The organism is Serratia sp. N21D137 (genome assembly GCF_047530005.1).
GTDB lineage: Bacteria > Pseudomonadota > Gammaproteobacteria > Enterobacterales > Enterobacteriaceae > Chania > Chania fonticola_B.
The window spans coordinates 1-13,737 of record NZ_JBLJAJ010000015.1 but is presented as its reverse complement, the minus strand read 5'-3'; the positions used below and the strand labels follow the sequence as shown (position 1 = coordinate 13,737).

Below are 13,737 nucleotides of genomic sequence, written 5' to 3'. Positions count from 1 at the left end.
AATCGATTTGTGGCACGGTTACGGTGAGTACAGAAGTCAGGCAGTTGCAATCACCGCTTGAGGCGGATCCAGATTAACGGATTGGTGCCCGTGACGTTAGGGTCACGCGCGCACTGCATCATCTCGTCACCCACTTTCAGCAACGCACCTTCAGAATAGTTTTGATTCTGATAAATGCAGCAACGGTTGCAGGGCGGCGGCGTTGTCGCGGTACGTGCGGTGCCCCATATTTCAGGGGAAACCGGCACGACGACATCGACGTTACCACGATTGGCCAATACGCCGGTGGAAAACAATGCCAAACAACCAATCAACAAGGGTATGCGGCTCATTCACTTTTCTCCCGTGCCTTACCGGCACTTTTTTTACGCTTTTTCGCCCCGGCTGACGGTGCAGGCGACAAGCCACGAAACGCTATACTGGCCCGGCTCTGTTTAGCCTGATAGATCAGTTGTTGCAGTGTGCCCTCCAGCGGTTGCATAAAGTCCTGATAACGGCAGGTTTTTTCGCTGATTTGCGTCAACGTAGACTCCCACTGCGCCGTCATATCAGGGCGTGCCGCCAGGTCCGGCAATGAATGGATCAATGCCCGCCCGGTTTCGCTGGAATGAATGTAGCGTCCTTTCTTATAGAGAAACGCCCGCTTGAAGAGCAGTTCGATAATGCCTGCGCGCGTTGCCTCTGTCCCTAAACCATCGGTCGCTCGCAGGATTTTCTTTAGCGCTTTATCCTGCACAAAACGTGCAATTCCGGTCATGGCCGACAATAGGCTGGCATCGGTAAAGGGCCGCGGCGGTTGAGTTTGGCGTTCTACCACTTCACCACGCTCGCACAGCAACTCATCGCCTTTGGCGACAACGGGCAATGGTGCACCTTCGTTTTCCTCATCACGCTCTTTACTACCCAGCAGGGTGCGCCAGCCCGCCTCGGCCAGGAAACGCGCCTTGGCGATAAACTTGCCGCCGGCGATATCCAGCTCGATAACGCATTTGCGGAACATCGCATCCGGGCAAAACTGCATCAGATATTGCCGAGCCACCAAACCGTAAACGTTCAGTTCATCCTGGCTCAGGCTGGCCTTGCTGGCACGTGCTGTGGGAATAATCGCGTGGTGAGCATCGACCTTCTTATCGTCCCAACAGCGGTTACGGCGCTCGCTATCAATAATCGGCTGCGGATAAAGATCTGGCTGATGTACGCTGATGGCATTCAACACGGCATGACGCCCGGCAAAGTGTTCCTCTGGCAGATAACGGCAGTCAGAACGCGGGTAAGTGATCAGCTTGTGGGTTTCATACAGCCGTTGGCAAACGTCCAACACCTGCTGGGCGCTGAGGTTAAAGCGTTTCGACGCTTCAATCTGCAGCGTTGAAAGGGAAAACGGCAGCGGAGCGGTATCTGATTCCCGTTTATCATTATACGAGGTGACCAGCGCCGGTGCGCCTTCGATGCGTTTAACCACGTGTTCGGCCAACGGCCGGTGCAGTAAACGCCCCTCCTCATCCTGATAAGGCTCACAAGATTCACTCGGCTGCCACAGGGCGACAAAGCGTTCTTCCTTCGGCGTGACGATATGCGCTTTCACCTCAAAGAAGTCTTTCGAAACGAAGTTTTCGATCTCTTCATCGCGACGCACCACCAGCCCCAACACCGGCGTCTGTACCCGCCCCACCGACAACACGCCGTCGTAGCCCGCGTTACGCCCTAGCAGCGTATAAGCCCGGGTCATGTTGATGCCGTAAAGCCAGTCGGCACGCGCACGCGCCAACGCGGAAACGCACAGCGGGATAAAGTCACGGTTATCACGCAGACGCTGTACCGCACGCTCTACCGCCTGTGGGTTAAGATCGTTGATCAGGCAACGCCGCACGTTCTGGCGCTTCTCCTGAGTCAATGCCAGATAATCCAGCACCTCATCCACCAGCAACTGCCCTTCCCGATCCGGGTCACCCGCGTGGATCACTTCGTCGGCTTCTGCCAGCAGCTTTTTGATCGCGTTCAGCTGCTTGCTGACCGAAGGGCGCGGCTGCAACAACCACTTCTGCGGGATTATCGGTAAGTCGGCCAACGACCAGCGCGCGTAACGGCTGTCGTAAGCATCCGGCTGGGCCTGTTCTAACAGGTGCCCAACGCACCAGGTCACCACATCGTTGCTGCCACAGGCAATAAAGCCGTCACCCCGACGATGGGGCTTGGGTAAGACATCAGCAATGGCGCGGGCCAAACTCGGTTTTTCGGCTATAAACAGTCGCATTATTCACCGTTATTCTGGCTATACGTCATCAGGAACTCTCTGACTTGCGCGTAATTACCGCGAAAGATCACACGTTGGGTTTTCTTCTCTAATTGGTAGCGATACATCGGATCGTAATAGTGTTGCAGCAGCGGCACCAGCCATTGTTGATGCGCTTCGCTTTGGCCAGTGAGCCGTTGTACCTGCAGCGCCGATTCGAGACGCAGCGTCAACTGCTGGAACAGTTCCAGTCCCAGGCGGCGGCGGATGGCAAACAGGCCATGGTGCAAATATTCATCATATTGCCGCCAGCCGTCTTGCTCGCCATAGGCTTGCTCAAAGGCAATGCGCATCCGGTCGATATACTCATCTTGCAGGCGTGCCACTCTCACATCAAACGGATCGTCAATCACCACCAGGGCAGCCTGTTGCATACCATTGAACAGCCCTAATGGGAGATTATTCGAACCGATGATCCGGCTTTCATCCTCCAGCACCCAATGGCGGCAGCCACTGTGCTGTTTCTTCAACATGCACGTAGCCAGCTGATTCTCAAAATTGATTTGGGTGGGCTGTTTCACCAGCGTACGGCCAAAAGACGAACCGCGATGATGAGCGATCCCTTCCAGATCGATACCGGCCGCCAATTCATTAATCAGCAGCGTCTTGCCACAACCGGTGTTACCGCCAACGATCAGCATAGGCAACGCAGCGGCGGCCTCAAGCGCACCGAGCAAAAAATTGCGCAGCGCCTTGTAACCGCCTACCACGCGTGGATAGTCAACACCAGCCTCTCTCAGCCACTGTTGCACCAATTGCGAACGTAGACCACCGCGGAAACAGTAGATATAACCTTCAGGCTGCCGGGCACACTGTTCGATCCAGGCCTGCGTGCGCTGCTCACGCAGTTTACCATTGACCAGGCTGTGCCCAAGAGCGATCGCAGCTTGTTGACCATGCTGCTTGTAGCAGGTGCCCACCGCCTGACGTTCACTGTCGCTCATCAACGGCAGATTAACTGAACAGGGGAATGCCCCCTGCGTAAACTCTATCGGCGCGCGCACGTCAATCAGCGGCACATCCTGTAGAAAAAGGCGCTGGTAGTCTTGCGTATCCTGTCGAGTCTGCACCGTTGACACTAGACAACCTCGATCAGTGATTTACCCGCCTGTGCGGCCTGCAATTCACCAATCGCGTTCAGCGTGATGCCATGACGGGCCGCTATCGCCTGCACTTCGGCTTCGGCTTCCGGCAATACCGCCAGCAGCAAACCGCCGGAGGTTTGCGGATCGCACAGCAATTGACGTTGCAGATCGCTCATGGCGCCAACCAGGTGACCATAGCTTTCAAAGTTACGTCCGGTACCGCCCGGTACACAGCCTTCGCTGATATAACGTTCCACATCCGGTAGTTTCGGCACGCATTCGAACCATACGGTTGCCTGCAGATCGGAACCCTGGCACATCTCGCTAAGGTGGCCAAGCAGGCCAAAGCCGGTAACATCGGTCATCGCCGTCACGCCTGCCACTTCGGCAAAGTCTGCCCCAGGCTTGTTCAACTGGCACATGACCTCAGTAGCCAAGCCCTGGTGTTCGGCCAGCAGTTTGCTTTTCTTCTCTGCGGTGGTCAGCACGCCAATGCCCAGCGGTTTGGTCAGGAATAGCTTGGTGCCTGCCTGCGCCGCACTGTTTTTCTTCACCAGCTCGGTTTTGACGATGCCGGTTACCGCCAAGCCAAAAATCGGCTCTGGGGCATCAATAGAATGGCCACCCGCCAATGCAATCCCCGCCTGCTGGCAAGCATAGCGGCCACCGTCGATCACCTGTTGGGCAACCTCTGCGGGCAGCTTGGCAATCGGCCAGCCAAGAATAGCGATGGCCATGATCGGTTTACCGCCCATGGCATACACGTCGCTGATGGCGTTGGCTGCCGCAATACGGCCAAAATCAAACGGATCGTCGACGATCGGCATAAAGAAATCAGTGGTGCTGATAATGCCCACGCCGTTACCGATGTCATACACTGCGGCATCATCACGCGTTTCATTACCCACCAGCAGATGGGGATCGATAAACTTTTCCTGCTCGCTGTGCAGTATCGTTTCAAGCACTTTGGGTGAGATTTTACAGCCGCAGCCAGCGCCGTGGCTGTACTGGGTCAAACGAATGGCCGGCGATGTCATAGTCCACTCCCTCTGGGTAACAAACGAACGTAAGGATATCACAATGGGATATAGGGTAGCGCTTGCCGAGGGGATTGATAAGAGCAGGTTGGCATTATGCGTGCGACCTGCTCAGAAACAGTACAAAACTGCGGGTTATCGCGCATTCTCGGCGAGCTCCCGCATGGCGGATCAGAAGTAGCGGACGAAAGGCGTACTGTCCGGAGCGACCACTTTAGTGGCACCTTTTAACTGCGGCGTGCCTAGATAGAGGAAACCGACGATCTCGTCCTGCTCGCGGCAGGCGAAGGCTTCGCGCACCAACGGATGCTCTGTCCAGGCACCGCTGCGCCAGATGCCATTAAAGCCCTGCGCCAAAGCCGCCATTTGCATCGCCTGCACCGCGCAACCGGCAGAAACAACCTGCTCCCAGCGCGGCACTTTCGGATTTTCACTGCAATGAGCAACCACCGTGATAATCAATGGCGCACGAAAAGGTGCCTGTTTGGCCTTTTCTACCGCACTCTCATCCAGTTCATCTTGTCTGGCGGCGGCTTGCAGCAATTCACTGAAACGTTGCAGACCCTGATCCTCGATCAGGATAAAACGCCACGGCTGTAACGTACCGTGATCCGGCGCGCGCAGCCCGGCGTTGATGATATTCTGACGCACTTCACCTGCGGGTGCCGGTGCGGTCAGGCGTGACGCAGAACGGCGATTGAGTAAAAGATCCAGAGCATCCATCATTAACTCCTGATAACAATTTTCGTTTAAATCACGTTAACATAGCTCTACATAGAGTTACAGCCTCTGTAATACTGTCTATACCCGTTGCCACTCAGGCTGCAGGGGGATAAATGGCAGATGATTTAAAGCTGACATTTCTTCGGCCGCTCATTAGGATAGCGGAACATTCTAGACTCTTGTTGGAGAGCACATGCGCACATTGGGGCGAATTATTGCTGGTATTTTCAGATGGACATGGCGTCTGCTGAATTTCGTCAGGGAACTTATCCTGAACTTGTTCCTGATTTTCTTGATCCTGGTCGGGGTCGGTATTTATCTTTCACTCCAAGGCAATTCTTCGGCAGTAACACCGCATGGCGCACTGCTGGTCGATCTCAGCGGCGTGGTGGTCGATCAACCTTCGGTAAACAACCGGGTTCGTCAGTGGGGACGCGAACTGTTGGGCGCCTCCAGCAACCGTCTGCAGGAAAACTCACTGTTTGACGTGGTGGATACCATTCGCAAGGCCAAAGAGGATAAAAACATCACCGGTATGGTGTTGCAGCTGAATGATTTTGCCGGGGCGGATCAGCCTTCCCTGCAATACATCGGCAAGGCACTACGTGAGTTCCGCGACAGTGGTAAACCGATCTTTGCCATCGGCGACAGTTATAACCAAACGCAATACTATCTGGCCAGCTACGCCAACAAGATCTACCTGTCACCACAGGGTGCCGTCGATCTGCATGGTTTCGCCACCAACAACCTTTATTACAAATCCCTGTTGGAGAAGCTGAAGGTCACCACCAATATTTTCCGCGTGGGCACCTATAAATCGGCCGTAGAACCGCTGATCCGTGATGATATGTCACCGGCTGCGCGGGAAGCCGATAGCCGCTGGGTTGGCGGGCTGTGGCAAAACTATCTGGATACGGTGGCGGCTAACCGTCAACTTACGCCAGATCAGTTGTTCCCAGGCGCAGCAGATATTCTCAGTGGTTTAAAGGCGACGGGTGGCGACACCGCGCAGTTCGCCTTGAACAGCAAACTGGTCGATGAGCTGGCCTCTCGCACTGCGATAGAAACACAGTTGGTGAAAACCTTCGGTTGGGACAAGCAGAGCAATGATTTCAATGCGGTCAGCATCTACGATTACCAGCCGCAGCCGTCACCGGATCAGGGCGGTGAGATCGCCGTCATCTTTGTCAATGGCGCGATCATGGATGGCCCGCAGACGCCAGGATCGGTCGGTGGCGACACCACGGCCTCACAACTGCGTCAGGCGCGTCTGGATCCGAAAATCAAAGCCGTTATCCTACGCGTCAATAGCCCTGGAGGTAGCGTCAGCGCTTCAGAAGTGATCCGCTCCGAGCTGGCCGCGGTTCGCGCCGCAGGTAAACCGGTGGTGGTTTCCATGGGTGGAATGGCCGCGTCTGGCGGTTACTGGGTGTCGACCCCGGCAGATTACATCATTGCCAGCCCGAGCACCCTCACCGGCTCCATCGGTATCTTCGGTGTGATCAACACCTATGAGAACACCTTGGACAGCGTTGGGGTACATACCGACGGCGTCGCGACGTCACCACTGGCCGACCTGGCCGTGACGAAAGCATTGCCGCCAGAGTTCTCGCAGATGATGCAGTTGAACATCGAGAACGGTTATAAAAACTTCATCGACCTGGTGGCAACCGCCCGGAAGATGACGCCAGAGCAGGTCGATCAAATTGCTCAAGGTCACGTCTGGATCGGTAGCGACGCCAAGAAAAATGGCCTGATCGACCAACTGGGCGACTTTGACGACGCCGTGAAGAAGGCGGCAGAGCTGGCCAAGCTGCCACAGTGGCAACTCAACTGGTTTATCGATGCCCCTAGTATGACGGATATGCTGCTCAGCCAGTTTGGCGTTTCTATCCACGCCATGCTGCCTGAGGCGATCCAGTCAATGCTGCCAGCCCCGTTGGCATCGGTGGCGCTGGCGGTGAAAGAACAGCCTGGCCTGTTTAATAACCTGAACGATCCGCAGCATCGTTATGCCATATGCCTGACTTGCGGAGAGGTCCGTTAACAAATAAATCTCTAGCCCGGCACCCGCCGGGCTTTTTTTCTCCTGCTATCTCCCTATAATTCAGCCTATCTGACAGCCACAAGATCGAACCCATGCAAAAGAAATCCATTTACGTCGCCTATACCGGCGGCACTATCGGTATGCAGCGTTCCGAACAGGGATACATCCCGGTTTCCGGCCACCTACAGCGCCAGTTGGCACTGATGCCCGAGTTCCATCGCCCAGAGATGCCGGATTTCACCATTCATGAATATGCCCCGTTGATCGACTCTTCGGATATGACCCCCGAAGACTGGCAGCATATCGCCGACGACATCAAACAGAATTACTCTCGCTATGACGGCTTTGTTATTCTGCACGGCACCGACACCATGGCGTTTACCGCTTCAGCCCTGTCTTTCATGCTGGAGAACCTGGATAAGCCGGTGATCGTCACCGGGTCGCAAATCCCGCTGGCAGAATTGCGCTCCGACGGCCAAACCAACCTGTTGAATGCCCTCTATCTGGCCGCCAATCACCCGGTGAACGAGGTCAGCCTGTTTTTCAACAACAAGCTGTTTCGTGGCAACCGCACCACCAAAGCACATGCCGACGGCTTTGATGCTTTTGCCTCCCCCAATCTGCCCCCCTTGCTGGAAGCAGGTATCCACATACGTCGCCAGACCGGCATCGCCTCTCCGGTATGCAACGGGGAATTGATCGTGCATAGCATCACGCCACAGCCCATCGGCGTGGTGACGATTTATCCGGGAATTTCCGGTGCCGTGGTGCGTAACTTCCTGCTGCAACCGGTCAAAGCCTTGATCCTGCGCTCTTACGGCGTCGGTAACGCGCCCCAAAAGGCCGAACTGGTGGATGAATTGCGTGATGCCTCCGAGCGTGGCATCGTAGTGGTCAACCTGACACAATGCATCTCTGGCCGGGTCAATATGGAGGGCTATGCGACCGGTAATGCCCTGGCTCATGCCGGCGTCATCAGCGGTTTTGATATGACGGTGGAAGCCGCGCTGACCAAGCTGCATTACCTGTTGAGCCAGCCGTTAACCCCAGAAGAGATCCGCAGCCTGATGCAACAAGACCTGCGTGGCGAATTAAGCGCTGCGGGCTAATCCGAAGTGGGAACTCTGATGAAAACTGCTCTGTTGCTGATTGATTTACAAAACGACTTTTGCCCCGGCGGCGCCTTAGGCGTGGCAGAAGGTGATGCCACCATTGACGTCGCCAATCAGGCTATCGCAGCCAGCCTGGCCCGTAACGAAACGGTGATTGCCAGCCAGGACTGGCACCCGGCGGATCATCGCAGTTTTGCGATTAACTCCAACGCGCAGATTGGTACGCTTGGAGAACTGGAAGGCCTGCCTCAAGTTTGGTGGCCGGAGCACTGCGTTCAGGGTACCCCTGGCGCAGAACTTCATCCTCAGCTTGATAAGCAACCCGTCGCAGCGATATTCCGTAAGGGCGAGAACCCGGATATCGATAGCTATAGTGCTTTCTTTGATAATGGCCACCGGGCACAAACGGCGCTCGATGGCTGGCTGAAGGAACGAGGCATCACTCATCTCGCCGTGATGGGGCTGGCCACCGATTATTGCGTCAAGTTCAGCGTGTTAGATGCCTTGCGTTTAGGTTATCAGACCCAGGTCATCATCGATGGCTGCCGCGGTGTCAATTTAAGCCCCGATGACAGCGAGCAGGCGTTGGCAGAAATGCAGTCAGCTGGCGCACAGTTAGTTACACTGTCACAGTTTACTCAACGCTAACGGTTTTTGGGGCTGCTTGACCTCAGCGCCCCATATCCTCTGCCAACCGCTTTATTTTCGACGCTGCTCACATTCTCACCATTCTTCTGCGCGCTCACCTTGTCCCCTCCCGTCTCTTTTGCTGTTATGGCTTCTGATGCATAGGCATCAATAAGTTATACGCATCCGGGGCCTACCGAGCCCGGCTTTATTGATACCGCCCCAGGCGGTTCAGGTCGGCCTTGCTGACCAAAGGAGACAACATGGCTTTAACCCGTAAACTGCTACCCTTGCTGGTAGCGGTGCAACTCGGTGTGGCTGGCGTGGGCATGGCTCACGCGGCACCTTATCTCTCTGTCGGCTACTTCAACGGCGGTGGCGACGTAACCGCCGGGCCGGGCGGTGATATCAACCAGCTTGACGTCAGCCAGATCACCCACCTCAACTACTCTTTTGGCCTGATTTATAACGCTGAAAAAGAGGAAACCAACCCAGCACTGAAAGATCCCTCCCGCCTACACCAAATCTATCTCTCCCCTAAAGTCGAAGCAGACTTAAAGCTATTACCCGTATTGCGCCTGCAAAATCCGGCGCTGAAGGTTTTGCTGTCCGTTGGCGGATGGGGAGCTCGTGGGTTCTCCGGCGCGGCAGCCACACCGGAAAGCCGGGCGGTGTTTATTCGTTCGGTGCAGGAGGTGATTGCCAAGTATCAGCTAGATGGTATCGATCTGGATTGGGAATACCCGGTTAACGGTGCCTGGGGATTGGTGGAAAGCCAGCCCACTGACAGAGCCAATTTCACCGCCCTACTGAGCGAACTGCATCAGGCGTTGGGTAAAGAAAAACTGCTGACCATCGCCGTCGGGGCTAACGTCAAAAGTCCGCAGGAATGGGTAGACGTTAAGGCTATCGCGCCCTATCTGAACTACATCAATCTGATGACCTACGACATGGCGTACGGTACCCAGTATTTCAACTCCAATCTCTATGACTCCAAACAATGGCCAACCGTGGCCGCCGCCGACAACTACAGCGCCGACTTTGTGGTCAACAACTATCTGGCCGCCGGGCTGAAGCCAACTCAGCTCAATCTGGGGATCGGTTTCTATGGCCGGGTACCTAAACGCGCCACCGAGCCGGGTATTGATTGGGATGTGGCAGATGCGGCCAAGCATCCCGTCACCCAGCCCTATTTCACCACACGTGAAAAAGACGTCTTCAAGTCGCTGGGCGTGGATTTGGATAAAGACAGTTACATCAAGTACAACGATATTGTGAACAAGATGCTGAAAGACCCACAACGGCGCTTCACCGCGCATTGGGATAGCGAGGCCAAGGTGCCCTATCTGATGATGAAGTCATCCGCAGGCAAACCGCTGTTCGCGATAAGCTATGAAAACCCGCGCTCGGTAGCCATCAAGGCCGAGTACATCAAGAGCAAAGGATTGGGAGGGGCGATGTTCTGGGAGTATGGCGCGGACGATAACAACCGCCTGGCCCACCAGTTAGCCGAAAGCTTAGGCTTGAGCCAGCAGAAGCAGTAAAACCTTCAGGGCGATGGCAACATCGCCCTGCCAGCAACAGATTACTGCGGCTTCAGCTTGGCCAACGGCTCGGCCATAAACTGCTGCTTCAGCTCCTGTTTGCTTTTCATCACGATTTGCCCGTCGGTGCCAATGCTCATGTGTTGCGGGTCCGCATTGTTCATCGACTGCCACAGCATCACCGCCTGCAAGCTGTGTTCTTTCTGCTCTGGCGTCAGTGCCACACCATCAGGCCATTTGCCCAGTTCCACAGCCAGCACCAGCCGCTGGTAGATTTCCGGCGTCATGGCCGCAATCAGATCTTTTACTTCCATCAGAGCATGTCCTCACCCGGGAATGAATAATTAGCTGAATCGATTTTGTTGGTTTAGTTACAGCTTAACCTGCCGTCTGCTCGCCATTCTCGTCGTCGGTGAAATTCAGTGACGCGGAGTTGACACAGTAGCGTTCGCCAGTCGGCTGCGGACCATCGGGGAATACGTGCCCCAAATGCGCGTCGCAGTTACCACAGCGGATCTCGACTCGATGCATATTATGTGAATTATCATCAAGATAACGAATAGCATCGTCCGAAACGGGCTGATAGAAGCTGGGCCAGCCGCAGCCCGAATCAAACTTGCTGGCGGAGAAGAACAGCGGCGCGTTACAGCACAGGCAGTGGTACACGCCCTCACGCTGGTTATGCAGTAATTTACCGCTATAGGGGGCTTCGGTGCCACGCTCTTGCGTCACATAACGTTGGATTTCATTCAGTTCCGTGAGCGGTGTCTTAGGGGTTGTCTCTTTAGCCATTTGTGCTATTCCCGCAATGTGGATAATGTCAACGAAAACAATGAGTAATAATAACAAAAAATTAACAACGCTGCAGGCCTTTTTAGCCTAAACTGTACGGCATAAAGGTTACGCTGCCACCATATGTGACTTCGATCACATATCTTGCACGTACTGACTTTATACTTGGCGGTTTGCCCCCATATCGATGGAAGGACAAACGTAAATGGAATGTGCGATTTGTGTGCAAAACCGGGCCTCTGGTTTGACTTGCAGCAAGAATTGACACGATTCCGCTTGACGCTCGGTAAGGTTTTTGTAATTTTACAACCAACCTTTTATTCACTAACAAATAGCTGGTGGAATATATGACTATCAAAGTAGGTATCAACGGTTTTGGCCGTATCGGTCGCATTGTTTTCCGTGCTGCTCAGGAACGTTCTGACATCGAAATCGTTGCAATCAACGACCTGTTAGACGCAGAGTACATGGCTTACATGCTGAAGTATGACTCTACTCACGGCCGTTTCGACGGTACTGTAGAAGTTAAAGACGGCCACCTGGTTGTTAACGGCAAAACCATCCGTTGTACCTCAGAAAGAGATCCGGCTAACCTGAAGTGGAACGAAGTCAACGTTGACATCGTTGCTGAAGCAACTGGCCTGTTCCTGACTGACGAAACTGCACGTAAACACATCGCTGCAGGTGCTAAGAAAGTTGTTCTGACTGGCCCATCTAAAGATGACACCCCAATGTTCGTTATGGGCGTGAACCACAAGTCTTACGCTGGCCAAGAAATCGTTTCCAACGCTTCTTGTACCACCAACTGCCTGGCACCACTGGCTAAAGTAATCAACGACAAGTTCGGCATCGTTGAAGCTCTGATGACCACCGTGCATGCGACTACCGCAACTCAGAAAACCGTTGATGGCCCGTCTCACAAAGACTGGCGCGGCGGCCGCGGCGCATCCCAGAACATCATTCCTTCTTCTACCGGTGCTGCTAAAGCTGTAGGTAAAGTCATCCCAGAACTGAACGGCAAACTGACCGGTATGGCGTTCCGCGTTCCTACTCCGAACGTGTCTGTGGTTGACCTGACTGCCCGTCTGGCAAAACCAGCTTCTTACAAAGAAATCTGTGCTGCTATCAAAGCCGCTTCAGAAGGCGAGCTGAAAGGCGTGCTGGGCTATACCGAAGACGAAGTGGTTTCTACCGATTTCAACGGCGAGAAACTGACTTCTGTATTCGATGCTAAAGCCGGTATCGCGCTGAGCGACACCTTTGTGAAACTGGTTTCTTGGTACGATAACGAAACTGGCTACTCAAACAAAGTACTGGACCTGATCGCTCACATCTCCAAGTAATGGCTTGATGCGCAGTTGATTATCAAGGGCGACACTAGTGTCGCCCTTTTTATTTGTTTTTTGCGGCGAAAAGAAGGCAACAACATGAACGAAAAAATCTTCACCCTACCCGTTAGCGAACAAATCACCCCTTTTATCAGCCAACGCCAACTGGACGAACTGCCCGTGGTGGTGGTTTCTCACCCGAAAGTCCGTGCGGCCATTACTCTGCAAGGGGCTCATCTGCTGGCCTGGCAGCCAAGCGGTGATAAACCGGTGCTTTGGCTGAGCAACAATACGCCATTCAAAAACGGCGTGGCGATCCGCGGCGGCGTACCGATCTGCTGGCCTTGGTTTGGCCCGGCAGGTAGCCCATCCCACGGCTTTGCCCGTAATCAGCCGTGGCAGCTTACCGCGCACGATGAAGATGAAAACGGCGTGATCCTGACCTTCACGCTGCAAGATAACGAACAAACCCGCAAATTGTGGCCACATGCTTTCACCCTGATCGCCCGCTTCAAGCTGGGTGAAGAATGCGAGATGGAGCTGGAATCACACGGTGACTACCAGGCTACCGCCGCTCTGCACAGCTATTTCCAGATCGGCGACATCGACAAGGTGAAAGTTGCCGGTTTGGGCGAGCATTATATCGATAAGGTAGCGAAGGGGATCGAGGAACGTCAGGTTGGCGAGCTGGAGTTTACCGGGCAAACCGATCGCGTTTACACGCAGGCCACGCCTTGCAGTCTGATCAAAGACCCGGTATTGCAACGCACCATCGAGGTCAATCATCACTATATGAGTGATGTGATCGCCTGGAACCCAGGCGTCGAGCTTTCCTGCAGCATGGCCGACATGCCAAACGACGGTTACAAAACCATGGTGTGTGTGGAAACCGGGCGCGTAAGCAAGCCGCTGATCGCCTCTGGGGAGCAACCTGCCCGCTTGGCGATGAAAATCCGCAGCATTAAAAATAGCTGATCAAACTGGGGCGAATCATTTCGCCCCTCTTCTCTTCATCCACCGCTCGCCCCATTCCCACTCGAAACGCAACAAAACCCAGGGGGCTTATGCCGCCTGTAAGTGTGTTAAAAATACCTCATTGGGGGAGCGATAGCCCAGAGATTTTCTCCCTCGTGTGTTGAGTATGTGTTC

The 13,737-nt window shown here is 54.4% G+C and carries 13 protein-coding genes; 6 read left to right on the top strand and 7 right to left on the bottom strand.

Annotation, left to right across the window (positions count from 1 at the left end; all coding sequences use genetic code 11):
* Positions 1-50: 50 nt before the first annotated feature.
* The 5 genes from ACMV5H_RS13400 to ACMV5H_RS13380 all read right to left on the bottom strand — a co-directional run bounded on the left by ACMV5H_RS13400 (position 51) and on the right by ACMV5H_RS13380 (position 5,138).
* Positions 51-332, bottom strand: a complete 282-nt coding sequence (locus ACMV5H_RS13400) for a DUF1496 domain-containing protein (RefSeq protein WP_209527058.1) — start codon at positions 330-332, stop codon at positions 51-53.
* Positions 329-2,254, bottom strand: a complete 1,926-nt coding sequence (locus ACMV5H_RS13395) for a DNA topoisomerase III (RefSeq protein WP_414821969.1) — start codon at positions 2,252-2,254, stop codon at positions 329-331. Before ACMV5H_RS13395 ends, ACMV5H_RS13400 begins: the two co-directional genes overlap by 4 nt.
* Positions 2,254-3,372 carry a tRNA 2-selenouridine(34) synthase MnmH gene (gene mnmH, locus ACMV5H_RS13390; RefSeq protein WP_021806610.1) on the bottom strand — a complete coding sequence of 373 codons (1,119 nt, stop codon included), beginning with the start codon at positions 3,370-3,372 and terminating at the stop codon, positions 2,254-2,256. Before mnmH ends, ACMV5H_RS13395 begins: the two co-directional genes overlap by 1 nt.
* The gene (selD, locus tag ACMV5H_RS13385) at positions 3,372-4,415 is read right to left on the bottom strand and encodes a selenide, water dikinase SelD (protein WP_179253495.1); all 1,044 of its coding nucleotides are present in this window, start codon (positions 4,413-4,415) and stop codon (positions 3,372-3,374) included. The genes mnmH and selD overlap by 1 nt, the downstream gene beginning before the upstream one ends.
* 171 nt (positions 4,416-4,586) lie before the next feature.
* Positions 4,587-5,138: an NAD(P)H nitroreductase gene (locus tag ACMV5H_RS13380; RefSeq protein WP_094981335.1), complete on the bottom strand. Its 552-nt coding sequence runs from the start codon at positions 5,136-5,138 to the stop codon at positions 4,587-4,589.
* A gap of 193 nt (positions 5,139-5,331) precedes the next feature.
* On the opposite strand from ACMV5H_RS13380, the gene sppA reads away from it, so the two are divergent.
* The 4 genes from sppA to ACMV5H_RS13360 all read left to right on the top strand — a co-directional run bounded on the left by sppA (position 5,332) and on the right by ACMV5H_RS13360 (position 10,468).
* Positions 5,332-7,185: a signal peptide peptidase SppA gene (gene sppA / locus ACMV5H_RS13375; RefSeq protein ID WP_094981336.1), complete on the top strand. Its 1,854-nt coding sequence runs from the start codon at positions 5,332-5,334 to the stop codon at positions 7,183-7,185.
* 92 nt (positions 7,186-7,277) lie between these two features.
* Entirely contained in the window at positions 7,278-8,294 is a 1,017-nt protein-coding gene (ansA, locus tag ACMV5H_RS13370) for an asparaginase (RefSeq protein ID WP_414821968.1), read from the top strand.
* A gap of 18 nt (positions 8,295-8,312) precedes the next feature.
* Complete coding sequence (gene pncA, locus ACMV5H_RS13365) at positions 8,313-8,945, top strand: bifunctional nicotinamidase/pyrazinamidase (protein WP_414821967.1); 633 nt, start codon at positions 8,313-8,315, stop codon at positions 8,943-8,945.
* Positions 8,946-9,187: 242 nt separating this feature from the next.
* Positions 9,188-10,468 carry a glycoside hydrolase family 18 protein gene (locus tag ACMV5H_RS13360; RefSeq protein WP_115158849.1) on the top strand — a complete coding sequence of 427 codons (1,281 nt, stop codon included), beginning with the start codon at positions 9,188-9,190 and terminating at the stop codon, positions 10,466-10,468.
* Between the two features lie 41 nt (positions 10,469-10,509).
* Here ACMV5H_RS13360 and ACMV5H_RS13355 read toward each other — a convergent pair whose 3' ends face one another.
* Both ACMV5H_RS13355 and msrB read right to left on the bottom strand, forming a co-directional pair.
* Positions 10,510-10,782 carry a YeaC family protein gene (locus ACMV5H_RS13355; RefSeq protein ID WP_021181206.1) on the bottom strand — a complete coding sequence of 91 codons (273 nt, stop codon included), beginning with the start codon at positions 10,780-10,782 and terminating at the stop codon, positions 10,510-10,512.
* Between the two features lie 64 nt (positions 10,783-10,846).
* Complete coding sequence (msrB, locus tag ACMV5H_RS13350; protein WP_021181205.1) at positions 10,847-11,260, bottom strand: peptide-methionine (R)-S-oxide reductase MsrB; 414 nt, start codon at positions 11,258-11,260, stop codon at positions 10,847-10,849.
* Between the two features lie 347 nt (positions 11,261-11,607).
* On the opposite strand from msrB, the gene gapA reads away from it, so the two are divergent.
* Both gapA and ACMV5H_RS13340 read left to right on the top strand, forming a co-directional pair.
* Positions 11,608-12,603, top strand: a complete 996-nt coding sequence (gene gapA / locus ACMV5H_RS13345) for a glyceraldehyde-3-phosphate dehydrogenase (RefSeq protein WP_029987603.1) — start codon at positions 11,608-11,610, stop codon at positions 12,601-12,603.
* 84 nt (positions 12,604-12,687) lie between these two features.
* Positions 12,688-13,563, top strand: a complete 876-nt coding sequence (locus ACMV5H_RS13340) for a D-hexose-6-phosphate mutarotase (protein WP_021806617.1) — start codon at positions 12,688-12,690, stop codon at positions 13,561-13,563.
* The last annotated feature ends 174 nt before the right edge of the window (positions 13,564-13,737 follow it).

Excerpts from the sequence above, each read along its gene's own strand:
- ACMV5H_RS13400 (WP_209527058.1), bottom strand. The coding sequence starts at position 332 with ATGAGCCGCATACCCTTGTTGATTGGTTGTTTGGCATTGTTTTCCACC.
- ACMV5H_RS13395 (WP_414821969.1), bottom strand. The coding sequence starts at position 2,254 with ATGCGACTGTTTATAGCCGAAAAACCGAGTTTGGCCCGCGCCATTGCT.
- selD (WP_179253495.1), bottom strand. The coding sequence starts at position 4,415 with ATGACATCGCCGGCCATTCGTTTGACCCAGTACAGCCACGGCGCTGGC.
- ACMV5H_RS13380 (WP_094981335.1), bottom strand. The coding sequence starts at position 5,138 with ATGGATGCTCTGGATCTTTTACTCAATCGCCGTTCTGCGTCACGCCTG.
- sppA (WP_094981336.1), top strand. The coding sequence starts at position 5,332 with ATGCGCACATTGGGGCGAATTATTGCTGGTATTTTCAGATGGACATGG.
- ansA (WP_414821968.1), top strand. The coding sequence starts at position 7,278 with ATGCAAAAGAAATCCATTTACGTCGCCTATACCGGCGGCACTATCGGT.
- pncA (WP_414821967.1), top strand. The coding sequence starts at position 8,313 with ATGAAAACTGCTCTGTTGCTGATTGATTTACAAAACGACTTTTGCCCC.
- ACMV5H_RS13360 (WP_115158849.1), top strand. The coding sequence starts at position 9,188 with ATGGCTTTAACCCGTAAACTGCTACCCTTGCTGGTAGCGGTGCAACTC.
- ACMV5H_RS13355 (WP_021181206.1), bottom strand. The coding sequence starts at position 10,782 with ATGGAAGTAAAAGATCTGATTGCGGCCATGACGCCGGAAATCTACCAG.
- msrB (WP_021181205.1), bottom strand. The coding sequence starts at position 11,260 with ATGGCTAAAGAGACAACCCCTAAGACACCGCTCACGGAACTGAATGAA.
- gapA (WP_029987603.1), top strand. The coding sequence starts at position 11,608 with ATGACTATCAAAGTAGGTATCAACGGTTTTGGCCGTATCGGTCGCATT.
- ACMV5H_RS13340 (WP_021806617.1), top strand. The coding sequence starts at position 12,688 with ATGAACGAAAAAATCTTCACCCTACCCGTTAGCGAACAAATCACCCCT.